This is a genomic window from Janthinobacterium sp. GW458P (genome assembly GCF_002127585.1).
In the GTDB taxonomy this organism is placed as follows: domain Bacteria; phylum Pseudomonadota; class Gammaproteobacteria; order Burkholderiales; family Burkholderiaceae_D; genus Janthinobacterium.
The window spans coordinates 41,082-63,894 of the sequence record NZ_NEGZ01000042.1 but is presented as its reverse complement, the minus strand read 5'-3'; the positions used below and the strand labels follow the sequence as shown (position 1 = coordinate 63,894).

The following is a 22,813-nucleotide window of genomic DNA, read 5'->3' as shown; positions in this document are numbered from 1 at the left end:
CTGGCGCCGCGCCTCGATGCGCGCGAAGCCGCCGCGCCGCCCGCTGACCGCGCGACTGGCCTGCGCCTGGAACGCGTCAGCGCCGCGCATGCGGGCAGCAATGTTGCAATTTTGCATGACATATCGCTGCACATGGCCGCCGGCGAGCGCGTGGCCGTGATCGGCCCCAGCGGCGCGGGCAAGTCCACCCTGCTGGCCATCGCCGCGCGCGAGCTGGCGCCGCTGTCGGGCTGCGTCAGCGCGCCGCGCGCCTGCCTGCTGACGCAGAAAACGCAATTGTTCCAGGACAGCCTGCGCGACAACCTGCGCCTGGCCGATCCGTCCGCCAGCGACGCGCAGCTGTGGCAAGCCTTGCACGCGGCCGGCCTGGACGGCGAGGTGCGGGCCTTCGCGGGCGGCCTGGACACCATGCTGGGCGAGGGCGGCCTGGGCCTGTCCGGCGGCCAGGCCCGTCGGCTGGCCCTGGCGCGCCTGTTCCTGCACGAATCGACCTTGTGGCTGCTGGACGAGGCGACGGAAGCGCTCAATGCGCAGACGGCGATCGACGTGCTGCAGCGCCTGCGCGCGCGCAGCGCGGGACGGACCTTGCTGATCGCAAGCCACCTGCGGCGCGAGGCGGCGCTGGCGGACCGGCTGCTGCGCATCCGCGACGGCCGCATCGTCGAGGACGTGCGGCGCGGCACGGACGCCTTCGAGGCGGCGCTGGCGGGCTTGCGCGGGGATTGACGAAGCACAAGGGAAGAATAAGGGCGAGACAGGCGGCGCTGCCTGACCGCTTTGCAACACTGGCGCCAAAGGAACTACACCAGATAGTTAGCAAGTTAAATACCAAGTTTACACACAGTCGGGAAATACCAAGGAAATCATATGGACTTCGATATTGTCGCTTTATCCAGACTGCAGTTCGCGCTGACAGCTCTGTACCACTTTATATTCGTGCCGCTGACGATAGGGCTGTCAGTGATCCTCGCCATCATGGAGACGGTTTACGTGATGACGAACCGCCCCATCTGGCGCGACATGACCAAGTTCTGGGGTGTCTTGTTCGGCATCAACTTCGCCATGGGCGTGGCGACGGGCATCGTCATGGAATTCCAGTTCGGCATGAACTGGAGCTATTACAGTCATTATGTGGGCGACATTTTCGGCGCGCCGCTGGCCATCGAGGGCTTGATGGCCTTCTTCCTGGAAGCGACCTTCGTCGGCCTGTTCTTCTTCGGCTGGGACAAGCTGTCGAAGCGGGGCCACCTGGTCACCACCTGGCTGGTGGCCATCGGCTCGAACTTCTCGGCCCTGTGGATTTTGATCGCCAACGGCTGGATGCAAAATCCCGTCGGCGCGGCCTTCAATCCGCAGACCATGCGCATGGAAGTGACGGATTTCGGCGCCGTGCTGACAAATCCTGTTGCGCAGGCGAAATTCGTGCACACGGTGTCGGCCGGCTATACGGCGGCGGCCATCTTCGTGCTGGGTATTTCCGCCTGGTATCTGCTGAAGGGCCGCCACGTGCAGCTGGCCAAGCGCTCGATGACGGTGGCCGCCTCGTTCGGCCTGGCCGCCACCTTGTCGGTGGTGGTGCTCGGCGATGAAAGCGGCTACCTGTCGTCCGAACATCAAAAAATGAAGCTGGCCGCGATCGAAGCCATGTGGACCACGGAGCCGGCGCCCGCCGCCTTCACGGCCATCGGCTTTCCTGACGAGAAAGCGCGCGAGACGCATTACGCCGTGCACATCCCGATGGTGATGGGCCTGATCGGCACGCGTTCGCTGACGACGGAAATCCCCGGCATCGAGCAACTGGTCGACCGCAGCGAACTGCTGATACAGGATGGCATCAAGGCCTATGACGCGCTGCAAACCATCCGCAGCGTGGCGCCGGGCAGCCCCGTGCCGCAGGATGCGAAGGACGTGTTCGAGTCGAAAGGCCAGTCCATGGGCTATGCCTTGTTATTAAAACGCTATGTCGATGATCCGCGCCAGGCCACGCCCGAGCAGATCCGCAAGGCCGCGCTCGACACCGTGCCGCCCGTGGCGCCCTTGTTCTGGTCTTTCCGCGTGATGGTGGGCCTGGGCATGTTCTTTATCTTGTTGACCGCTACCTTCTTCATCCTGTCGACGCGCCGCACGCTGGACAAGCACCGCTGGCTGCTGAAGCTGGCCGTGTTCGCCATCCCGCTGCCGTGGGTGGCCATCGAGGCGGGCTGGATCGTGGCCGAAGTGGGCCGCCAGCCGTGGGTCATCGAAGGCGTGCTGCCGACGGCCGTGGCCGTATCGAACCTGGGGGCGTCGACACTCCTGATTACCATCGCCGGCTTTGCCGCCATCTACACCGTGCTGTTGATGATCGAGATGAAGCTGATGCTCAAGGCCATCCGCAAGGGGCCGGAAGAAACGCCGCCGGCTTCCGTGCCAGCGGCCGCAGCCATTCATACCCAACGCGCCTGAGGAGGGCCAGACCATGATTTTGCATGAAATGATTTCTTATGAAACACTGCGCCTGATCTGGTGGCTGCTGATCGGCGTGCTGCTGGTGGGCTTCGCCATCACGGACGGCTTCGACCTGGGTACCGGTATTTTGCTGCCCTTCGTCGGCAAGACGGACCTGGAGCGCCGCGTCGTCATCAACAGCATCGGTCCCGTGTGGGAAGGCAACCAGGTGTGGCTGATCCTGGGCGGCGGCGCCATCTTCGCCGCCTGGCCGCAGCTGTACGCCGTCTCGTTCTCGGGCTTTTACCTGGCCATGTTCGTCATCCTCGTGGCGCTGATCGTGCGTCCCGTGGCGTTCAAGTTCCGCAGCAAGCGCGAAGATCCGCGCTGGCGCGCCCGCTGGGACGCGGCCCTGTTCGTGGGCGGCTTCGTGCCGGCCCTGATCTGCGGCGTGGCCATCGGCAACGTGCTGCAGGGCGTGCCGTTCCGTTTCTCGCCGGACATGCACATCTTCTATGACGGCACGTTCTTCGCGCTGCTCAACCCGTTTGCGCTGCTGTGCGGCCTCGTCTCGGTGGCCATGCTGGTGATGCACGGCGCCACCTGGCTGCAACTGAAAACGGACGGTGCCGTGGCGGAACGTGCGCGCCGCTACGGCAGCGTGGCCGCGATCGCGACAGTCGTGCTGTATGCGGCCGCCGGCGTGGCCCTGTGGCTGTGGGTCGACGGCTACCGCGTCACCAGCGCCGCCGTCGTCGACGGCCCGTCGAACCCGATGCTGAAAACGGCGCAAGTGCACGCGGGCGCCTGGTTCGCCAACTTCGCGGCCCACCCGTGGACCTGGATCGCTCCTGCGGTCGGCCTGCTTGGTCCCTTGCTGGCCTTCGCCTTCCAGCGCGCGCGCCGCGAAGTGCCTGCCCTGCTGGCCAGCGCGGCGGCCATCGCCGGCATCATCCTCGGCGTGGGCGCGGCCATGTTCCCGTTCATCCTGCCTTCGTCGATCGACCCGCGCGCCAGCCTGACGGTGTGGGATTCCTCGTCCAGCCACATGACCCTGTTCATCATGCTGGTCGTCACGGCCGTCTTCATTCCCCTCATCGTGGCCTACACGACGTGGGTGTATAGAGTGCTGTGGGGCAAGGTTGACGGCAAAGCCATCGAAGACGACACCGGTCACGCTTATTGAGAACACCTGACTAAACCTCCTGCGCGTCGCCCTTTGCGGCCGGCGATGCTCACCGTACTGGAGTACGGTTGCGCTTCTCGGCCACAAATCGCTGCCGCTCGCTACGGTTTTGTTAGGTGTCGTTAGTTTGATAGTAAAAACGATCAAGCTGGAATTGAAGAAAGGAAATAATTATGTGGTATTTCGCCTGGATACTGGGTCTGCCGCTGGCGGCGACCTTCGCCGTGCTCAATGCGATGTGGTATGAAGTCGCCGATGGCGACACGACGCCCGAGCAGTACCGCGACACGCCCAAGTAAGCGCGTGTCGGTTTGACTGGCCCCGCCCGGCGCGATGGTTTGACCATCGCTGCCCGGCGGGGCTTTTCTATGGTTTTCCGCATTTTCGGAAAGCAACCACCGCAATAATTATGCCGTGATGCACGGGGAGATGCGTGGTGCGGCCAACATGGAACGCGTCGCCGTACCGGTGGGACTTCACCGCGCCGTGCCGCACGCACGGCTTTCCATTGCCCGCTCCCGGCATGGTCATCGACGAGACCCGCGTTCGCGGATCGGGGCGGTCCGCACAGGAGGAAGTCGCTAGCGCTTGCCTTTGCATATTTCACATCATTCGCGGGAAAATTCATGTATTTTGTTTTGATTTTGTTGTTTTCATTTATTTTCATTAAATTCACTTCAATTTGGTGGAAATTCGCGGTAATATAAGTTGCTTCTTGTAAAAATAAAATAATGATTTGGTAATGAATTTGGCGTCGCATGATCGCCTGCCACCCACGCGAGAGTAGTGTCAGCTCAGTCGCTGAAGCAGAGGCAAGCATAGTTAATCTAAGGAAAACATTATGAGCATGATAAGGGGACTCAAACTAACGCACCGCCTGGCTGCGCTGATCGTGATCTTTTCAGTTGGTTTCATCCTCTATGGCCTGTGGTCGTTCAAGACTCTGCAAGAATGGAAAGTGAACGGCCCTGTTTATCAGAAAATAGTGCAAAGCAAGGATCTGATTGCGGACGTATTGCCACCGCCGGAGTACATACTGGAATCGTATCTGGTCAGTTTCCAGCTGCTGGCGACCGAGGATCGTGCCGAGCAGGCGCAGTTGATCGCCCAATTCAAGACGCTCAAGCATGATTACGATGAGCGCCATGCATTCTGGAAGGGGGAGACACTGGATGCCGATATCGCCGGGCTGTTGCTGAACAAGGCGCATGCGCCGGCGCTGGACTTCTATACGGTTGCACTGCAACAGTTCATTCCCGCAATCGAGGCGCAGGACAAGGCTGGCGCCGCCGTTGCCATGAAAAAAATGACGACGAGTTACGCCCGGCACCTGCAGGCCATCAAGCAACTGGTCGAGTTGACCACCCAACGGGCATCGGCGATAGAGGCGGAGTCGGGCGCGCGCATCACGGTGGCGAGCAGCTTGCTGCTGGCGATACTGCTGCTCTCGCTGGGCACGGCGATTGCGGTGGCCGTGCTCATCAGCAAGAGCATTACCAAGCCACTGCAGGACGCCGTGCACGTTGCCCGCATTGTCGCTTCCGGTGACCTGCGCAGCCATATCGAGACCGACTATCGCGACGAGCCGGGCGAACTGATGCGTGCCCTGAAAAGCATGACGGAGAGCCTGCGTCATACGGTGGGCCGTGTGCGTGGCGGTACTGAAACCATTTCGACAGCCTCGCAGGAAATTGCTGCTGGCAATCTGGACCTCTCGGCCAGGACGGAGGCTCAGGCCGGTGCACTGGAGCAGACGTCGTCGGCGATGCAGCAATTGACCAGCACGGTGCAGCAGAATGCCGAAAGCGCCCAGCAAGCCAATCAACTGGTCTTGTCGGCTTCAGCGGTAGCGGTGCAGGGCGGGCAGGTGGTCGAGCGTGTCGTCGCCACCATGGTATCGATCAAGGACAGCTCGAACCGTATCGTCGAGATCATTTCCGTAATCGATGGCATCGCGTTTCAGACGAATATCCTGGCCCTGAACGCGGCGGTGGAAGCGGCGCGCGCCGGTGAACTGGGGCGTGGTTTTGCTGTCGTCGCATCGGAAGTGCGCGCCCTGGCGCAGCGTTCCGCCAGTGCCGCCAAGGAAATCAAGCAGCTGATTGCCGAGTCCGTCGAAAAAGTCGAGCTTGGCAGCAATCTGGCCGATGAAGCGGGCGGCACGATGAAGCAAATCGTCTCATCGGTCCAGCAAGTGGCGGGCATCATGGGCGAAATCGCCGTCGCCAGCAACGAGCAGAACGATGGCATCAAACAGGTGAATCAGGCCATCAGCCAGATGGATGCGGTGACCCAGCAGAACGCCGCCCTGGTGGAGCAGGCAGCAGCGGCAGCGGCCAGCATGCAGGAGCAGGCGGACAGCATGATGCAGGACGTGCGCGTGTTCAAATTGCTGGCGTGACCTCAGTGACCGGCCTTGCGCCCCCGGGGCGGCGCCTGGCCGGCCAGGAAAGGCAGGGGACTCAGGCCGGCGTCCTGGGTGCTGGTTTCGGTACGGCAACAGCGATCGGGTCGCTGGCCGGAAAGCTCTCCTTCAGCGCTTCATCGAGCGCTTCCTCGGCGTGGCTTTCGCCGGCCGGCGTGGGCGAATCGCGCTCCGGTGGCGGGGCGGGCGTGGTGGCGGCGTTGGTGCTCGAATGCATGATATTCCCCTCGCGGTGGTGCGCCATGCGGCCGGAGCGGCCTTGGCGCGGACGGATGCTTCCAGCCTAGCACATCGCGCAAAAACCGCGCGCCGGATGCGCCTGCCGCAGGAGCGGATGACGGCGTCTGCTACACTGCGCACCACTTTGACCGACGGAACCGCCATGACTTCCCTATCCCTGCCATACCGCGCCACCGCCCTGGACGCCTGCGCCTGGCTGGCGCAACAGACGGGCACGCCGTGGACCCTGGCGCGCCTGCTCGAGCAGGGCGGCTTGCCCTATGTCTGGCTCGACTACAGCGAGGCGTGGAGCGAGCTGTTCCATGACGGCGTGACGCGCTATGCGGCGCCCGTGGTTTTTATCGAGGACAAGCAGCACCTGGCCTCGGGCGCCGGCGACGTGTGGCTGCGCTTTACGCGCGACTCCAGTAACATTGCCATCGAACTCAAGGCGCCGGGCTTGCGCGTGCCGCTGGACGGCCTGCACTTCCAGGAGCGCGATCTCTTGCGTTTGCTCAAGGAGTTGCAGCACCCGCCGCCGGCCGAAACGGCAGCGGACAAGGCGCCCGTGGTCTTGCCCAGCGCCCTGAAGGGCCTGGGCCGCGAACAGATTCTGATGGCCTTCGCCGGCGTGGGCAAGGTCGACCTGGACCAGGGGATGGCCGGCGGCGTGGGCATCTTTGGCGACGATGGCGCCCGCGTGCGCAAGAATTCGCGCGGCGGCAAGAACAGCCATTTGTGGCATCCCGTCACCCTGGCCTTCGGCTTGCACGATGTGCACCGCGTGCCGATGGCGCACCTGAAGAAGGCCTTCGCCACGCAGCCCTTGCTGCGCGAGTGGAAGGCGGACTGGCTGGAATCGCTGCGCCTGCTGGGCGAGTGAGGGCCTGGGGCAGTCTTACAGCTCGATGGGCGCGACCTCGGTGCCGATGTCGGGCGCCGCGTAATGCATGCTGCAATACACGAAAGCGCCCATATTGACGGCGACCGTGAGCCAGAACGCGATGCGGAACGAGCGCTTGCTCGATTTGTGGCGCAGCCACTGCTGGGCCAGTACGGCGCCCGGCCAGCCGCATAACAGTCCCAGCAGCAGCAAGGTGCGCTCCGAGGTGCGCCAGCGTCCTTGTTTGGCGGCCGACTTGTCGATTGCATAGGCAACGAAACAGCTCAGGCTCAGTACGCCATACACGAGGGCGACCAGGGCGGGGATGTGGAAAAAGAATGTGGCCAGCAAATACAGGACGACAAAGAACAGGATGGCAAGGTAGGGCATAGGATGGGTCGGCTTGAGCGGGGACGTGAGTATCCCACACGGGCAGCGATGCCGCTGATTAAAATAAACAGCCTTGCGCCGTATCAATGTGCACGGCGCGGCGGCGGGCGTGGCCCGTTTTCAGTGCTTCGCGGTCGCTGGACAGGGCGATGCCTTCCAGCGCCAGCAAGGTTTCCTTGGCATGCAGTCCGCCCGCAAAGCCCGTCAGCTCGCCCGTGGCGCCGATGACGCGATGGCAGGGGGCGATGATGGAAATGGGATTCTTGCCGTTGGCGGCGCCCACGGCCCGCACGGCGGCGGGGCGGCCGATCTGGCGCGCGATCTCGCCATAGCTGCGCGTCTGGCCGTACGGTATCGTCAGCAGTGCGCGCCACACCTCCTGCTGGAAAGCGGTGCCGGCAAAATCGAGCGGCACCTCAAAATGCTGGCGCGCGCCGGCGAAATACTCGCCCAGCTGGCGCGCCGTTTCCCGCAGCACGGCGCAACCGTCATCGACGCGCATGGCGCCCAGGCGCACGCGGTTCGGCTTGTCGTTTTCCCACAAAATGGCCGCAAGGGCCGCGCCGCGCGCCACCAGGGTCAGTTCGCCCACGGGCGAGGGCACCACGATGCAGCCGTATTCCATGTCTGTTCCTTGACCACGCACGCCGTGCGAATGAGATGGCGCCAGTGTAGCAGGATGGCGGCCGCATGCATATTGCGGGTAGGATAGTGTTTTATCGACATGGAGCACTGGCTTTGACGACGATCCCTACCTACGACGCCATCCGCGCCATTGCCGCGCGGCTGGTGCAGCAACGCTATCCCACGGCCGTGGCGGCCGTCATCGGCGGCTCTTTCGCCACGGGCCGGCAGACACCCACTTCCGATATCGACTTGCTGCTGCTGTTCGAGCATGTCGATTACGCCTGGCGCGACACCATCGTGGCCGAGGGGCGCACGGTGGAACTGTTCGCGCACGACATGGCCACGTTCACGTATTTCTGCAAGGAAATGGATGCGCCCGGCGGCACGGTGCCGCTGGCGAGGATGGTGCTCGAAGGGGAAAACATCGTCGCACCCGCTGCGCAGTACGCGCAGCTGCTTGCGCTGGCGCAAGCCATCGACGGGGCCGGGCCGCCCGTGCTCGACGTGGAGAACTTGCGGCGCCGCCGCTACGCCGTCACCACGGCGCTGGAAGACCTGGTCGACAGCACGCACCCGGGCGAGGCGCTGGCCGTCGCCTGCCAGCTGTATGAAGCGCTGGCCGACCTGCGTCTGCGCGCGGCGGGGCAGTGGAGCGGCGGCGGCAAGCATCTGTTCCGCCGCCTGCAGGCGTTCGACGCCGCCATCGCCGGGCAGCTCGACGGCGCGCTGCGCCTGGTCGCGGGCGACTTGCCGGCCGGCCAGCAGGCGTTTGCGCAAGTGGCCGCCGCCGTGCTGGCGCCCGTGGGCGGCCCCCTGCTCGACGGATTTTTCCTGCCGGCGCCGGCGCACTGGCGCAGCGCGCCGGCGTGATGGTCGCGCTTAGAACGCCGTGCGCACGGCCAGGCTGATGTTGCGCGGTTCGCCCCAGAACACGCCGTCGAAGAAGCCCACGTTGCGGTAGTACTTTTTATCGAGCAAGTTATTCACGTTCAGCTGCACGCTGGCGTGGCGGCTGAGCGCATAGCTGGCCATGGCGTTGACCAGTGCATAGCCCGCTTGCGGGATATTCGTGATCTCGCCCGATGGCGGGCGGCCGTACCACGATGCGCTGTAGGTGGCGCTTTGCGCCGTCATGCTGGCGCCCGCCTTCAGGCCGGCCAGGCGGCCGTCGAAGCGGTAGCTGGTGGCCAGGCGCAGCAAATGGCGCGGCTGCGTGGTGGCGGCGCGGCGGCCGTCGGCCTCGGCCGCGTGCAGATAGGTATAGCCGCCGCTCGCTTCCCAGGCGGGCGTCAGCTGGCCGGACACGTCGAATTCCACGCCCTTGGCCGTCACGCCCTTGCCATTGGCCACCATGGCCTGGCCGCCGTCGGGCAGCAAAAAGCCGGGCGGCACGCTGCGGTCCAGTTCCGCCAGGTTCTTTTTCTTCGTGTGGAACAGGGCGGCCGACGCGTTCAGCTGGCCTCCATAAAATTCGCCCTTGACGCCCAGTTCCGCATTGTCGCCCGTTTCCGGCGCCAGGAACTGGTTGTTGCGGTCCTTGCTCGTTTGCGGATTGAACAGCTGCGTGAAGCTGGCGTAGGCCGAATATTGCTTGTTGATATCGAACACGGCGCCCACATACGGCGTCACTTCATTGCGCGTTTCCACAAAGTTGCCGCTGCCCGTGTACGCGCCTTGCTTATTGTATTTGCGCGTATCCGTGCGGTACGTGCTGCTGCGCGCGCCGATGATCAGGTGCAGCGGGTCAGCCAGGCTCAATCGCGTGGCGACATAGCCGCCGGCCAGGCGCGTGACGGTTTCCGTATGCGAGCCGTCGGGATGGAACACGGGGCGGGGAATATTGCCCGTCCAGCTGCGGTAGTCGGGGACGAAGTCCGGGTAGTTGATTTCCGCCTTGCCACCCAGCGAGCGGGAGCGCTGGTTGTCGCCATTCCAGCCGACGATGGCCGTGTGCTTGCGTCCCAGCAAGGTAAACGGTCCGCTGGCGTAGACGTCGAAATTGTCGCTGTTCTTTTCGCCTGTGCCATAGGCGCCCGTCCACAGGCGCATGCCTTCGCCCGTGGCCGGGTCGGGATGGCCGGCGCCCGCGTAGGCGACGGTGGTGCGGTTCGTGCTTTCCGTGCGCGCGTAGCCCAGGTGCAGATTCCAGTTGCCGGGCAGCCGATGGTCCAGCGACGTGAAGAAGGTGTGCTGCTTGTTGGCCCAGGTGCTCCATGGCGTCGTGAGGCTGGTGTTGCGCGGCAAGTTCGCCAGGCTGCCATCCGCGTTCCAGTAGGGGACGGCGCCCCAGGTGGCGCCCGTCGGCTGGTTGTCCTGGAAGTCGACGCCGGCCGTCAGCAGGGTGCCGGGACGCAAGTCCGCCTCGACGATGGCCATGCCGACCGTCTTGCGTTCGTGATACATGTCCAGGTAGGAATCGCGCTTTTGCCACGCCAGGGCCGTGCGCGCGCGCACGCTGGCGTCGGCGTTCAGCGGCGTGGAAAGGTCGGCTTCGACGCGCTGGTCATCCCAGCGGCCCATGATGAGGCCGGCGCTGGCCTGGAATTGCTTCGTGGGCCGCTTGCGTATCATGTTGATGGTGGCCGACGGGTCGCCCTTGCCGCCCATCAAGCCGGTGGCGCCGCGCACGACTTCGATGCGGTCATACAGAATCGTGTCTTGCAGCGGCGCATTGCCGCCACGCGCCATGCCGTCGATCTGGATATTGTTGATGCCGAAGCCGCGCGCATAAAAGGTCGTGCGCTCCGTGTCGTTCTGGCCCACCTGGATGCCCGTCGTCTGTCCCAGCGCCTGGTCCAGGCGCACGGCGCCCAGGTCGTCAAGCAGCTGGCGCGTGATGACGCTGACCGATTGCGGCGTCTCGCGCAAGCTCAGTTCCATGCGCGTGGCGCTGCGCGCTTCGCCGGCCGTGTACGACTGCGTGCCTTCCGTGCCGGCCGTCGACTGGCCCAGCACGGTGACGGCCGGCATGGTGACGGGCGTGTCGCCGGGCACGGCGTCGGCCGCCTGTGCCGGCAAGACCATGCCGGCGGCAAGACTGAACAGGGTGAGGCGCAAGAGCTGCGGCAGGGGGCGCAAGGCGGGATGGGAGGCAGGGCGCGGTTCTATAGTCGATTGCATCATATTCCTGGAGTATTTTTAGTCGTCGTTTTTCCTATCTCGTCTGGCAAGAGGCGCAGTAGCTGGGGGATGGCGTGAGGCTGGCCCGGGATCTGGCTCGGATAGCAGTTCCACCGTAAAGCCCGGCGCGGATGGGCGTGGAAAAGACAAGGCGCGGTATTCCCTTCACGATTTTGTGAATAAGAATCATTATCAATATAGGCTGAATGTGATAAATAAGCAAGCGTTTGCACCAAGAGAGTGCATGCGGCTGGGGAGGCGCGCTGGCGGCGCTTCTGCCATAATGTGGATGCTGAAAAAATATTTTCCTAATTGAAAGAAATGCATGCGTACATGGATAGTCTGTGCAGGATGGTTGTGTGTCGTGTCGCTGGGCCAGGCCCAGGAACACGCGCCGACGCCGGCCATTCCCGCGCCGCTGCACAGCNGTACATGGATAGTCTGTGCAGGATGGTTGTTTGTCGTGTCGCAGGGCCAGGCCCAGGAACACGCGCCGACGCCGGCCATTCCCGCGCCGCTGCACAGCGCCGGCGCGCCGCCCGCGGCTGAAGCGCCGCCGGTGGCCGCCACGACGCCCGCGGCGGAAGCGCCGCCCTCGCAGACGGTGACGATCACGGCCAGCAGCGAGCAGAAGCCGCCGCGCGTGCGCTTCACGGCTTACCGTGAAAGCTATCTGACGGCGAAGAAGGTGTGGCAGGTGTCGAGCGGCAGCGTGGTCATGGCCTTGCGCCTGATTCCCGCCAAGCTGAGCGCCACCATCGACGACGTGCGCGTGGCCTTGCAGGGCACGGGCGCGGCCGTGCCCATCAAGGTGTCGGAAGGCGGCGTGTTTGTCGTGCCCCTCAATGACGACATCGCCGCCCAGGATGGCAGTTTTTTCGTGAACAAGGGCAAGGGTGAGTTGACGGCGAATATCGTCATCCAGCCGTCTGTCGCGCGCGACGCGTGGAATGTCACGCGCATCGGCCAGGTCTTGCACGACGCCAGGCGGGCCGTGCGGGCCATCACGCCGTGGTACAAGCGGCCGTTCGCCAATGAAGTGCAAGCGCTGGCCTTTTGCGCGGCCGAGCGGGGCAGCGCGCTGCAGCTGGTCGAAGGTGAACAGCTGATCGCCACCCTGCCCATGAACGAGCCGGCCGTCAACGACATCAACCAGCCCGTGTTTTGCAAGATTTTTGACGGCGAAGACAGATACCCGGGCCACTACCGCGTCGTCGTGCCCGAGCAGGCGACGGTAGTGCTGCTGTAACCTTAGTTGGGCTGGCGCTGCACCAGTTCCAGCGCCGCCGCCAGGGCCAGGTCCATGGTGGCCTGATGAAAGATCAGCCATTGCGGCAACAGCGACAGCGCATGGCGTCCCTGTTCCAGGTCGCCTTCATCGACGGCGGCCCAGGCATGGTGCAAGCCGCTGAGCACGCGCGCATGCTGTTCGCGGTGATTCGCCAGCGAAGGAAAGCCGATTTCCTCCATCAAATCCTCTTCTTCGCGGAAGTCGCGCTCGACAGCCGCGATGAGGTCGCGGAACGCAGCACTGAAATGCTGGTCGCTCAATTTTCCCAGCCGCGCCAGTTCCAGAAACAGCGCCTCATGCGCCTCGTCGATGGCGGGTACGCCCAGCGCCATCTCATCTTTCCAATACGATACGCCCATACCTGACCTCCCCGTTAAACCCGTCCCGAAGCGAAGCGGGCTGTTCCAGTGTGGACGCAGCGCAGGTCGAAATCCATGATCTGGATCAAAAGTATGGCGAAGAGGGGAGGAAGAAAACGAGACAAAAACAAACGAGTGCAGGGAACAAATTCCCACCCGCAACAAAGCGGTTTTTTAACGATGCGCCGTGTTACCGAGCGCCGCTGAAAAACGCCGCTGGCAAGGCGCCGTGCCGAAGGCAGTACGAATGTACGACGAGGCACGGCAACGCAGCCAGCGAAGTTTTCTCAGCCGCGCGTGTATTACTGCTTGGGCCAGTGGGCCCACATGCCCTGCGCATCCACATTCGGCACCTGCAACTGCTGCCCGGCCGACGTCTGCATCGCATCGCGCAGCACGAGGGGCACGAGCATCAGGGCCGACAGGGCCAGGCAGAGCAGCACTTTGAGCGTCAACATGGTCGTCTCCCGGTGTTCCGGCGGCGGCGCGGGGATGCGGCGCCTGCCGGCCACTCTCATTACGTACTACCATGCTTGTAGTTTAGTTCATCTGATTGAAACTTCAACTAGTTGCTGTGATGCACTGCACCAGCTGCCGGCCGTGATAACCCTATTTGGCCTTGCGGCTGCGCCGCGGCTTGCCGGCGGCGGGCAGGAAAGAGTCGAACCACACTTGCGTCAATTGCCGCGTATTTTTCGCCGCCTCGCGCTTGACGGCGGCCGTGGCGTGGCCGCGCGCCGTGTTGGCGATGCGGTTGGCGGCGCTCAGGTACATGCTCATCCAGGGGTTTTTCATGGGAGACCTCGCAGACAGTGAGTGGGCAGGCGGTCTTGCCGCCATGCCCCTACTGTAGCCGGATGGCTGGCGCCGACCGTGCGGCGGCCCACATAGCCGGGCGCTAGCCTGATGCAGATCAATACACGTCGCGGCGGTAGCGCCCGGCCGCCAGCAGGGCGTCGAGTCCCTCCTGGCCCAGCACTTCTTGCAGCACAGCATCGATTCCCGCCGCCATGCCTTGCAGGCTGCCGCACACGTAGACGATGGCCCCTTGCGCCAGCCAGTCGCGCAGTTCATGCGCGCAGGCGCGCAGGCGGTCCTGCACGTATTCGCGCTGGCCGCCATCGTTGCCATCGCGCGAAAAGACCTGGTCCAGGCGCGCCAGGTGGCCGGCGTCCAGCCAGCCTTGCAACTCTTCGGCGCAGACGCTGTCAAAAGCTTGCTGGCGCTCGCCGAACAGCAGCCAGTTGCGCGCCAGCCCCGCCCGCTGGCGGGCGCGCAGGTGCGCACGCAGGCCGGCCAGGCCGGAACCGTTGCCGATGTAGATGCAGGGCACGTCGACCAGGGCGGGGGCGAAGGCGGGATTGGCTTGCAGGCGCAGGCGGATGGGGCTGCCTGGCGGGGCGAAGCGCGTGAGCCAGCCGGAACAGATGCCGTAGCCCCCGTTGTCATCGCCCGCATGGCGCTCCTGGCGCACCAGCAATTGCAGTTCGCCATCGGAGGGCAGCGAAGCGATGGAGTAGCTGCGCGGCGCATGCTGGGCGCCGTTGGCGTCGCCCTCGCTGCCATCGCCGTTGCACGCAATGATTTCCGCCAGCGCGCCCGCTTGCCAGGCAGCATCGGCGGGGCCTGTCAAGGTGATTTCATGCAGTTCGCCACCCAGGCTGCCCGGGTTGAGCAGCACGCGGCGCGCCAGGCGCCACTCGGCGTACGACGCGTCTTCCTGCACGCCGATGGCGTCGATGGCGCTGCCGCTGCAGCGGGCCAGCGCCTGCGACCAGGCGGCCAGGGCGGCGGGGTCGTGCTTGTCGACCTCGATCAGCGGGAACAGGGGCGCAGCGCCCAGTGCTTGTAATTGTTGCGCCAGCGCATGGCCGAAGCCACAGAAGGCGCTGTAATGGCGGTCGCCCAGGGCCAGCATGCCGAAGTCCAGGCCGGCCAGCGGCGCACCCGAGGTCGCTTGCAGCAGGCGCGCGAAGCGGCGCGTGCCGTCCGGCGCCTCGCCTTCGCCAAAGGTGCTGGCGACGATCAGTGCCCGTTCGTACTGGCGCAATTGCGCGGGATCAAACTGCGCCAGCGATTGCACGTCGACGGCCACGCCCGCCTGTTGCAAGGCGCGCGCGCTTTCCAGGGCCAGGCGCTCGGCCTGACCCGACTGGCTGGCGTAGGCCACCAGGGTGGGCAAGCCCGTGTCCGTCTTGCCCGGTGCGCCGGCACCCAACAGGGCACGCTGCGCCTGCACAGCGCGTTTTGCCTTGCGGCGGCCCAGGTACAGCATCCAGCCCGTGACGGCGAACAGGGGCAGGCCCAGGCTGGCGAGCGTCACGATGATGCGGCCCGGCAAGCCAAAATACGTGCCCATGTGCAGCGGATAAATGATGTTGACGAGGCGCGCGCCCAGCGCCTGCTGGCTGTACGGCGCGTTTTCCGTGAGCCTGCCGTCGGCCGGCGCAATGCTCATGCGGCTGCGCGCCCGTTCGTGCGGCGCATCGCTGGCCAGCCACGTGAATTGCACGGCTTCGCCGGGGCGCGTGGGCAGGCGCACCGTGGCCAGGGTCCAGCCGGCGGCGTGCTGCTGGAAACTGCTCCAGGCCAGGCCGATGTCGGCGGCGGGCGATGGCTCCTTCGGCGCGCCTTTTTTGCCCGGTGCCTGCGCCGTCCGGGACGGCTTGCCGGCCCAGGCGTCGATATTGTCGCGCACCACGTCATAGCTCCAGTAAATGCCCGTCAGGGTCAGCGCCACGTAGACCACCAGGCACCAGGTGCCGGCCACGGCGTGCAGGTTCCAGAGGAAGGAGCGGCCTTTTAATGCCGGGTCGAAGGTCAGCCAGGTGCGCCAGTCCAGCGGGCGGCGCGGCCAGCGCAGGTACAGGCCGGACAGTGCCAGGCCCAGCAGGCACAGGGCCAGCGCGCCTGCCACTTGCCGGCCCGGATCGCGCGGCAGCAGCAGCCAGCGGTGCAGCGATTCCGTCCACTCGAAAAATGCCGCGCCCGCCAGCGCCGGCTGGGTCGCGCCCGTGTACGGGTGCAGATAAACGGACTCGCCGCGCCGCTGGCCGTTCTTTGGCGCGAAGAACAGCCGGGGCGCCGCGCCCGCCTGCGCATACACGGTGACGGAGGCCACGCGCTGGCCGTGTTCGGCTGCGGCAATGCTGGCGAGCTGGGCCGGCGTCAGCGGCGCGCGCGCTTCCACGGGCACATGGCGCACGCCGGGGTTCAAAACGTCGAGCAATTCATCCTTGAAGGCCAGGGTGGCGCCGCTCAGGCCGATGATCACCAGCACCGTGCCGGCCGTGATGCCGATAAACCAGTGCAATTGAAACCAGACCTGCTTCCAGCTCCAGCGCCAGCGCCGTTGTTGCGGGGCGGCGGCAGGCGGGCGCTGCCGGCGGCTTGCGGACGCGGCGTCGGCATCGGTGCTGGCGCGCAACTGGGGCAGGGAGGAGGTGGTCATGGCGGCTTTCGATAGCGCTGCCACGCAGGGCGTCAGGCGTGGCAGGGGAGAAGGAAGGCTGACATACTATCGCAAACGAGAATCATTCGCAAATAAGTATCAGTTCATGAGGCGGGGAAAATAGCCACGGAATTGAGAAATGCTGACATTGATAATTTACATCACAGTGAAATTATGTAAAAATAAAAATCATTCTCATTCGTACTTATGAACTCGTCCTGAATTCTCGAACGTGCACTGCGATACAGGCTGACCCGCCTGCCAGGCAAATCGGGCAGCTCCTTGCTGCGTTTTTCCGTGCCCGCCATCGACGTTTTCAGCAGCCCGTGCGCGAGCCAGCACGGCTGGCTGGCGCACCGGCGCAGGACACTTCCTATAGCAATGACAACGTCGCGCCCGCCCGGTTCGCCCCGGGCGCTGCGCGTGACGGTGCTGTGACAGTTTTGTAGTACCCAAGCAAGCATGGCCAGCCAGGCGCTACGGCGCATTCGCCAGCTATATTCAGCCCACTTGATAGATTGAAAGAAAACGATGACATTGAAACACACCGCAGGCGCCGCCAAGCCAGCCGCTGCCATCCGCAGCCGCAAGCACCAGATTGCCGCCGCGCCGCGCATGCATGGCACGGCCCTGGCCGCTTTCGCCACCCTGGCCATGCCGCTGGCCTTGCACGCGCAAACGGTGGACAAGCCGCAGCAGTTGCAGGAAGTGAAAGTCATCGGCACGGCTGAGCGCCTGATCCAGGCGCCCGTCAAATCGGCCAACGACAAGCTGACGGCGCCACTGCTCGACACGCCGAAATCCGTGACGGTGATTCCCGCCGAAATCATTTCGCAAACAGGCGCCGTCTCGCTGACGGACGCGCTGCGCACCGTGCCCGGCATTACCATCGGCGCCGGCGAAGGCGGCAACCCCGTGGGCGACAACCTGTTTATCCGCGGCTACAACGCGCAAACGGATACGTATATCGACGGCATCCGCGACACGGGTTCGCAGTCGCGTGAAATCTTTGCGCTGGAACAAATCGAAGTCGTCAAGGGGCCGAACTCGGCCTACGGCGGACGCTCGTCCGCGGGCGGCGGCGTCAACCTGATCAGCAAGACGCCGAAGGCGGAAGATTTCACGAACGCCACCGTGGGCCTGGGCAGCGCCAAGTACCGCCGCGCCACGCTCGATGCGAACCGCGTCGTCAGCGACGACGTGGCCGTGCGCGTCAACGTGATGGCGCATGACGCCCACGTTGCCGGCCGCGACTACATCAATGGCGACCGCTGGGGCATCGCGCCCTCCGTCACCTTCGGCCTGAAATCGGCCACGCAGGCGACGCTCAGCTACTACCACATGCAGTCGAGCGAATTGCCGGACACCGGCTTGCCGTTCAACAACCCGTTCTCCTCGGGCGCGAATGTGTCGAAAAACGGCAACGGCACGCCCGTCAACGTGCCGCGCGACACTTTCTATGGCCTCGTCAACCGCGACTTCCGCGACACGCAGAGCGATATCGGCACCATCGACGTGCGCCACGACTTCGGCAACAAGTTGATCTTGCGCAACGTCACCCGTTACGGCAAGACCAGCAACGATTACGTGTGGACCCAGCCCGACGATTCCAAGGGCAACACCATGCTGTACGGCACCGTCTGGCGCCGCGCCAACACGCGCACGACCGATACGGACGCGCTGGCCAACGCCACCAGCCTGGGCGGCGAATGGCTGGCCGGCGGCGTCAAGCACACGTACACGCTGGGCCTGGAAATCAGCCGTGAAGAGACGGACCGCAGCTCCTACCTGTTCAGCCCGGGGACGAACAATCCGCTGGAAAAAGTCGGCTCCAGCTGCCCGACCTCTGGCGCGGCCACCCTGTACAACTGCGCACCGTTGCTCAATCCGAACGCCAAGGACCCGTGGGTCTACACGCGCTCGGTGTCGCCGGCCCGCACGAACATCGTCACCAACACGCGTTCCGTCTACGGTTTCGACACCATCGAGTTCACGCCGCAATGGCTGCTCAACGTGGGCATCCGCTGGGATGACTACAAGAGCGCGCTGAACACGCCGCAATACACGCTCGACGGCAAGACCACGGCCGCCGTCAGCGCCAATGTGCATGCCACGTTCGCCAGCTACCAGGCGGGCCTCGTCTACAAGCCGTCGGCCAACAGCAGCGTGTATGTGTCCTACGGCACGTCGTCCACGCCGCCGGGCAATGACGGCGGCGACGGCATCGACGGCCTGTCGGTGGCGATCCAGAACCTGAAACCGCAAGAGAGCAAGAGCTTCGAGCTGGGCACGAAATGGGAAGTGCTGCCGGGCGGCCGTTTGTCCGTGAGCGGCGCCTATTTCCAGAGCGACATGAGCAATGCGCGCGTGACGGCGCCCGACGGCAGCACGCAAAACGTGGGCGACAAGCAAGTCAAGGGCATCGAACTGGGCGTGAGCGGCAATATCACGAAGGAATGGTCGGTCTTCGGCGGCTACACGCACTTGAACGCCATCGTGGAAAACAATGGCTACGTGACGAATGGCGTCATCAATGGCGTGACGCAATACGCGCCGTCGCCGTACAACGGCAACCAGTTCCCGACCACGCCGAAGAACAGCGCCTCGCTGTGGACGTCCTACCTGCTCACGCCAGCCATCACGGTGGGCGGCGGCGTGAACTACGTCGACAAGGTCTACGCCAACGTGGCCAACAACAAGTATGCGCCGGCCTACACGCGCTTCGACGCCATGGCCAGCTATGTTGTCAGCCGCAACGTGACCCTGCAGCTGAACATCCAGAACCTGACGAACAAGCTGTACTTCGACAAGGTTTCCTCGCCGCACTACGCTGGCGTGGCCCCGGGCCGCTCCGCGACCCTGACGGCCAACATGAAGTTCTGATGCAGTGATTTTGCTGTAATGCAAAAGCGCCGTTTCCACCGCAAGGTGGACGGCGCTTTTTTTGCGCCCGGATTGACACGGGGCGGGGCGCAGTCCCGGCCATCCTCGTTTGCCTGATTAGGCGCTACAATAGGGATACTGTTCACTAGTTCCCATTGCTGCCATGACCACTTCCACACCGAATCTCGTCGTCACCCCATCCGCCCACCCCCTGTCCGACGCCGAGCGCGCCGCGCGCATGGTCAACCCGGCCTTCGGCCGCATTTTTACCGACCACATGGTGGTGATTCCTTACCGTGACGGCAAGTGGCAGCAGGGCGAACTGAAGGCTTACGGCCCGCTGATGCTGGACCCGTCCGCCTCGTCCCTGCATTACGGCCAGGCCATCTTCGAAGGCTACAAGGCGTTTGCCCAGCCTGACGGCAGCATCAAGACTTTCCGTCCAGAACAAAATGCCGAGCGCTTCAACCGCAGCGCCGCGCGCCTGGCCATGCCGGCCATTCCCGTCGAGCTGTTCCTGGAAGCGGGCGACGCGCTGATCGCGCAAGACCGCAACTGGGTGCCGAAGAACACGGGCGAGAGCCTGTACATGCGTCCGCTGATGATCGCCACCGACCCCTACCTGGGCGTGCGTCCGTCGGAAGAATACCTGTTCGTGCTGTTCGCCTCGCCGGCCGGCGCCTACTTCCCGAAAGGCGTGAAACCCGTCACCGTGTGGATCAGCGAAGACTTCGTGCGCGCCGCGCCGGGCGGCACGGGCGAAGCCAAGTGCGCGGGCAACTACGCGGCCAGCCTGATGGCCCAGTCGCAAGCGCAGGAGAAGGGCTGCGACCAGGTCGTCTGGCTCGACGCCGTGCACCGCGAGTACATCGAGGAAATGGGCGGCATGAATTTGTTCTTCGTGTACAAGGATGGCGAGAAGATCACCGTCGTGACGCCGGAACTGACGGGCACCTTGCTGCCAGGCATCACCCGCCGCAGCCTGCTGGAAATGGCGAAAGACCTCGGCTATGCGACGGAAGAGCGTAAATTGTCCGTCCAGCAATGGCGCGACGACATTGCCTCGGGCCGCATGACCGAAGTGTTCGCCTGCGGCACGGCCGCCGTCATCACGCCCGTGGGCGTGGCCAAGGCCAACGGCTTTGAAATGACCATCAACAACAATGAAAACGGGGCCGTCACCCTGGCCCTGCGCGAAGCGCTGCTGGGCTTGCAGCATGGCACGGCTCCGGATACGCATGGCTGGATGCATACCGTCTGCTAGTAGGTGTCGTGACTGATGTTGTTTGTTTTGACCGCGCCGGCACCCAGTTGCCGGCGTTTTTATATCTTGAAGGAAACTCGATGAAAATCCGCCCTGTCTTGTCCGCGCTGGCCGCCGTTTTCCTCGGCCTGTCGGCCGGCGCCGTCCACGCGGCCGATGCCGCCTGCGCCATTCCCCGCAACGTCAGCTATTACGATTACGACGTCAAGCCCTCGGACGAGAAAAACACCTGCTACAAGCAAAGCACGAACGTGCCCACCGATTACTTCATGCTGGCGCTGTCGTGGTCGCCCGGCTTTTGCGACAGCCAGCGCCGCCGCGGCGCCGTGTCGAAGAAGGCCGGCTTCCAGTGTGCCGAGAGCAACCAGTTCGGCTGGATCGTGCATGGACTATGGGCGCAGTCGGCCAATCCGGCCAGCTGCGAAGACATTTCCGTGACGCCGCCGCGCAGGACGGAACTGCATCCGCGTTACTGCAAGGGCAATTTGCCGAAGCTGGCGCCGTCAGAAATTTTGCCGTACATGTGCATGCAGCCCGGCGAAGCCTTGCTGCAGGGCGAATGGGAAAAGCATGGCGCCTGCGATTTCGATACGGCCAAGCAGTATTTCGAGAAAGAACGCGAACTGTTCCAGGCCTTGAAGTTGCCGGATTCCACCATGCCAAAGAACGAACTGTTCCAGTGGATGAAGCAGCACAACCCGCAGCTGAAGGGCCGCTGGCTCGGCTATGAAAAGCATTCGGGCGAGTTGCGCATCTGTTATTCGAAAGATTTCAAGGTCATCGACTGCCAGAAGTAAGCTTGCCAGTCCTGCAGGTTTCTTACATACATGTTAGTGTATTGTCCGGATCAGCAAGATGAACAGGTAGTTTATGCACACGCAACCCGTCATGGTTGGCGAGGACGGCTTGCCGCCCGGCGCCCGTTTATGGGCCATGCTGGCGCTGGCCATCGGCGTGGGCATGGCTTCGCTCGATACGGCGATCGCCAACACGGCCTTGCCGGCCATCGCCAGCGAGCTGCGCACGACGCCGGCTGCCTCCGTCTGGATCGTGAATGTCTATCAGCTGGCCATGGTGGCGACCCTGCTGCCGTTTTCCACCCTCGGCGAGATCGCCGGCTACCGCCGCGTGTTTATCTCCGGCATATTTTTATTTACTTTGGCCTCGCTTGCCTGCGCGCTGGCCTGGTCCTTGCCTTCGCTGGTGGCGGCGCGCCTGTTCCAGGGCGTCGGCGCCAGCGCCATGATGAGCGTCAATACGGCGCTGCTGCGCGCCCTGTATCCTAAACATTTGCTGGGCCGGGCGTTTGGCAACAATGCGCTGGTGGTGGCCGTCGCCTTCGCCATCGGACCCACGGCCGCCTCGCTGATTTTGGCGACGGCCTCGTGGCCATGGCTGTTCGCCATCAACGTGCCGCTGGGCCTGGCCGGCTTTTTCCTGGCCAGCCGCATGCTGCCGGCGACTCAACTGTCCGGGCACACCTTGGATGCGCGCACGGCGCTGTACAACGTGGGCGCCTTCGGCTTGCTCATCTTGCTGTTTGGCGATGCGGCCCATCACGCGTCCAATGCCGTCCTGGTGCCGGAACTGGTCGCCGTGGCGATCTTTTTCATCTTGCTGCTGCGCCGCCAGGCGGGACACGCGGCGCCCATGCTGCCCATCGACCTGTTCCGCCGTCCCCTGTTTTTGCTGTCGTCGCTGACGGCCGTGTGCACGTTTGCCGCGCAAGGCCTGGCGTTCGTCTCCTTGCCCTTCTATTTTGAAGTGACACTGGGCCGTTCGCCCGTGGAAACGGGCTTTTTGATGACGCCGTGGGCCGTGCTGGTGGCCGTGATGGCGCCCGTGGCGGGGCGCCTGAGCGACCGCTATGCGCCGGGCGTGCTGGGCGGCATCGGCCTCGCGGCGCTGGCGGGCGGCTTGCTGACGCTGGTGTGGATGCCGGCCCACCCCAGCGCCTTCGACATCGGCTGGCGCATGGCCTTGTGCGGCATCGGTTTCGGCTTTTTCCAGGCGCCCAATCTGAAGGCCATCATGGGCAGCGCGCCGCCCGAGCGGGCCGGCGGCGCCAGCGGCGTGGTGGCCACCTCGCGCCTGATCGGGCAAGCCACGGGCGCGGCGCTGGTCGCCTACTGCTTTACGGTGTCGGCTGCCAAGGGCACGACGTATGCGCTGTGCCTGGCGGCAGGGTTCGCCGCCGTGGCCAGCATCGCCAGCTTTGCGCGCCTGGCGGTGGCGCAGCCGGCGTGGCTGCAAGGCAAGCGCGATTGATCCAGCGCAAATCAAGCACA

The 22,813-nt window shown here is 64.3% G+C and carries 20 protein-coding genes; 11 read left to right on the top strand and 9 right to left on the bottom strand.

Translation table 11 applies throughout. The annotated features are described in order from the left end of the window. The 5 genes from CBW50_RS20305 to CBW50_RS30230 form a co-directional block, all read left to right on the top strand. On the top strand, positions 1–726 hold a 726-nt coding region (locus CBW50_RS20305; protein WP_139842578.1), incomplete at its 5' end, for an ATP-binding cassette domain-containing protein. A gap of 141 nt (positions 727–867) precedes the next feature. Continuing rightward, entirely contained in the window at positions 868–2,445 is a 1,578-nt protein-coding gene (locus tag CBW50_RS20300) for a cytochrome ubiquinol oxidase subunit I (protein ID WP_086147223.1), read from the top strand. 13 nt (positions 2,446–2,458) lie between these two features. After that, a complete protein-coding gene (gene cydB, locus CBW50_RS20295; protein WP_086147222.1) occupies positions 2,459–3,613 on the top strand; it encodes a cytochrome d ubiquinol oxidase subunit II in 1,155 nt (384 codons plus the stop codon). Positions 3,614–3,786: 173 nt separating this feature from the next. Continuing rightward, entirely contained in the window at positions 3,787–3,912 is a 126-nt protein-coding gene (cydX, locus tag CBW50_RS20290) for a cytochrome bd-I oxidase subunit CydX (protein WP_076570210.1), read from the top strand. Positions 3,913–4,454: 542 nt separating this feature from the next. Next, positions 4,455–6,014, top strand: a complete 1,560-nt coding sequence (locus CBW50_RS30230; RefSeq protein ID WP_301178817.1) for a methyl-accepting chemotaxis protein — start codon at positions 4,455–4,457, stop codon at positions 6,012–6,014. Positions 6,015–6,075: 61 nt separating this feature from the next. Here CBW50_RS30230 and CBW50_RS20280 read toward each other — a convergent pair whose 3' ends face one another. Further along, complete coding sequence (locus CBW50_RS20280; protein WP_099375752.1) at positions 6,076–6,255, bottom strand: hypothetical protein; 180 nt, start codon at positions 6,253–6,255, stop codon at positions 6,076–6,078. A gap of 165 nt (positions 6,256–6,420) precedes the next feature. On the opposite strand from CBW50_RS20280, the gene CBW50_RS20275 reads away from it, so the two are divergent. Continuing rightward, a complete protein-coding gene (locus CBW50_RS20275) occupies positions 6,421–7,140 on the top strand; it encodes a hypothetical protein (RefSeq protein ID WP_086147220.1) in 720 nt (239 codons plus the stop codon). Positions 7,141–7,155: 15 nt separating this feature from the next. On the opposite strand, the gene CBW50_RS20270 is transcribed toward CBW50_RS20275, so the two are convergent. Then, positions 7,156–7,530 carry a DUF1294 domain-containing protein gene (locus CBW50_RS20270; protein WP_086147219.1) on the bottom strand — a complete coding sequence of 125 codons (375 nt, stop codon included), beginning with the start codon at positions 7,528–7,530 and terminating at the stop codon, positions 7,156–7,158. Between the two features lie 58 nt (positions 7,531–7,588). Continuing rightward, entirely contained in the window at positions 7,589–8,155 is a 567-nt protein-coding gene (locus CBW50_RS20265; protein WP_086147218.1) for a methylated-DNA--[protein]-cysteine S-methyltransferase, read from the bottom strand. 113 nt (positions 8,156–8,268) lie between these two features. Between CBW50_RS20265 and CBW50_RS20260 the strand changes: the two genes are divergently transcribed. Further along, positions 8,269–9,027, top strand: coding sequence for a nucleotidyltransferase domain-containing protein (locus CBW50_RS20260; protein WP_172404834.1), 759 nt, complete (start codon positions 8,269–8,271; stop codon positions 9,025–9,027). A 9-nt stretch (positions 9,028–9,036) separates the two neighbouring features. Here the strand turns inward: CBW50_RS20260 and CBW50_RS20255 are convergent, their stop codons facing one another. The 6 genes from CBW50_RS20255 to CBW50_RS29025 form a co-directional block, all read right to left on the bottom strand. Then, the gene (locus tag CBW50_RS20255; protein ID WP_157792432.1) at positions 9,037–11,277 is read right to left on the bottom strand and encodes a TonB-dependent siderophore receptor; all 2,241 of its coding nucleotides are present in this window, start codon (positions 11,275–11,277) and stop codon (positions 9,037–9,039) included. Between the two features lie 1,251 nt (positions 11,278–12,528). Further along, the gene (locus CBW50_RS20245; RefSeq protein ID WP_086147214.1) at positions 12,529–12,927 is read right to left on the bottom strand and encodes a bacteriohemerythrin; all 399 of its coding nucleotides are present in this window, start codon (positions 12,925–12,927) and stop codon (positions 12,529–12,531) included. 302 nt (positions 12,928–13,229) lie between these two features. Beyond that, complete coding sequence (locus CBW50_RS29465; protein WP_157792430.1) at positions 13,230–13,385, bottom strand: hypothetical protein; 156 nt, start codon at positions 13,383–13,385, stop codon at positions 13,230–13,232. Positions 13,386–13,536: 151 nt separating this feature from the next. Beyond that, on the bottom strand, positions 13,537–13,722 hold the full coding sequence (locus CBW50_RS29030; protein WP_070222074.1) for a hypothetical protein: 186 nt from the start codon (positions 13,720–13,722) through the stop codon (positions 13,537–13,539). A 118-nt stretch (positions 13,723–13,840) separates the two neighbouring features. Further along, the gene (locus tag CBW50_RS20235) at positions 13,841–16,378 is read right to left on the bottom strand and encodes a sulfite reductase flavoprotein subunit alpha (RefSeq protein WP_086147212.1); all 2,538 of its coding nucleotides are present in this window, start codon (positions 16,376–16,378) and stop codon (positions 13,841–13,843) included. 161 nt (positions 16,379–16,539) lie between these two features. Continuing rightward, positions 16,540–16,866, bottom strand: a complete 327-nt coding sequence (locus CBW50_RS29025) for a hypothetical protein (RefSeq protein WP_099420697.1) — start codon at positions 16,864–16,866, stop codon at positions 16,540–16,542. A gap of 43 nt (positions 16,867–16,909) precedes the next feature. Between CBW50_RS29025 and CBW50_RS20230 the strand changes: the two genes are divergently transcribed. The 4 genes from CBW50_RS20230 (at position 16,910) to CBW50_RS20215 (ending at position 22,793) form a co-directional block, all read left to right on the top strand. After that, positions 16,910–19,261, top strand: coding sequence for a TonB-dependent siderophore receptor (locus CBW50_RS20230; protein ID WP_086147211.1), 2,352 nt, complete (start codon positions 16,910–16,912; stop codon positions 19,259–19,261). 163 nt (positions 19,262–19,424) lie between these two features. Then, entirely contained in the window at positions 19,425–20,525 is a 1,101-nt protein-coding gene (locus CBW50_RS20225) for a branched-chain amino acid aminotransferase (RefSeq protein WP_086147210.1), read from the top strand. A gap of 80 nt (positions 20,526–20,605) precedes the next feature. Beyond that, positions 20,606–21,322, top strand: coding sequence for a hypothetical protein (locus CBW50_RS20220; RefSeq protein WP_216356382.1), 717 nt, complete (start codon positions 20,606–20,608; stop codon positions 21,320–21,322). A 73-nt stretch (positions 21,323–21,395) separates the two neighbouring features. Beyond that, positions 21,396–22,793 (top strand): MFS transporter, encoded by a 1,398-nt coding sequence (locus CBW50_RS20215; RefSeq protein WP_086147209.1) that lies wholly within the window; start codon positions 21,396–21,398, stop codon positions 22,791–22,793. Positions 22,794–22,813 lie beyond the last annotated feature (20 nt).

Excerpts from the sequence above, each read along its gene's own strand:
- CBW50_RS20230 (WP_086147211.1), top strand. The coding sequence starts at position 16,910 with ATGACATTGAAACACACCGCAGGCGCCGCCAAGCCAGCCGCTGCCATC.
- CBW50_RS20270 (WP_086147219.1), bottom strand. The coding sequence starts at position 7,530 with ATGCCCTACCTTGCCATCCTGTTCTTTGTCGTCCTGTATTTGCTGGCC.
- CBW50_RS20300 (WP_086147223.1), top strand. The coding sequence starts at position 868 with ATGGACTTCGATATTGTCGCTTTATCCAGACTGCAGTTCGCGCTGACA.
- CBW50_RS20235 (WP_086147212.1), bottom strand. The coding sequence starts at position 16,378 with ATGACCACCTCCTCCCTGCCCCAGTTGCGCGCCAGCACCGATGCCGAC.
- CBW50_RS29465 (WP_157792430.1), bottom strand. The coding sequence starts at position 13,385 with ATGTTGACGCTCAAAGTGCTGCTCTGCCTGGCCCTGTCGGCCCTGATG.
- CBW50_RS20265 (WP_086147218.1), bottom strand. The coding sequence starts at position 8,155 with ATGGAATACGGCTGCATCGTGGTGCCCTCGCCCGTGGGCGAACTGACC.
- CBW50_RS20280 (WP_099375752.1), bottom strand. The coding sequence starts at position 6,255 with ATGCATTCGAGCACCAACGCCGCCACCACGCCCGCCCCGCCACCGGAG.
- CBW50_RS30230 (WP_301178817.1), top strand. The coding sequence starts at position 4,455 with ATGAGCATGATAAGGGGACTCAAACTAACGCACCGCCTGGCTGCGCTG.
- CBW50_RS20215 (WP_086147209.1), top strand. The coding sequence starts at position 21,396 with ATGCACACGCAACCCGTCATGGTTGGCGAGGACGGCTTGCCGCCCGGC.
- cydB (WP_086147222.1), top strand. The coding sequence starts at position 2,459 with ATGATTTTGCATGAAATGATTTCTTATGAAACACTGCGCCTGATCTGG.
- CBW50_RS20245 (WP_086147214.1), bottom strand. The coding sequence starts at position 12,927 with ATGGGCGTATCGTATTGGAAAGATGAGATGGCGCTGGGCGTACCCGCC.
- cydX (WP_076570210.1), top strand. The coding sequence starts at position 3,787 with ATGTGGTATTTCGCCTGGATACTGGGTCTGCCGCTGGCGGCGACCTTC.
- CBW50_RS29030 (WP_070222074.1), bottom strand. The coding sequence starts at position 13,722 with ATGAAAAACCCCTGGATGAGCATGTACCTGAGCGCCGCCAACCGCATC.
- CBW50_RS20220 (WP_216356382.1), top strand. The coding sequence starts at position 20,606 with ATGAAAATCCGCCCTGTCTTGTCCGCGCTGGCCGCCGTTTTCCTCGGC.
- CBW50_RS20255 (WP_157792432.1), bottom strand. The coding sequence starts at position 11,277 with ATGCAATCGACTATAGAACCGCGCCCTGCCTCCCATCCCGCCTTGCGC.
- CBW50_RS20225 (WP_086147210.1), top strand. The coding sequence starts at position 19,425 with ATGACCACTTCCACACCGAATCTCGTCGTCACCCCATCCGCCCACCCC.
- CBW50_RS20275 (WP_086147220.1), top strand. The coding sequence starts at position 6,421 with ATGACTTCCCTATCCCTGCCATACCGCGCCACCGCCCTGGACGCCTGC.
- CBW50_RS29025 (WP_099420697.1), bottom strand. The coding sequence starts at position 16,866 with ATGCGCCGTAGCGCCTGGCTGGCCATGCTTGCTTGGGTACTACAAAAC.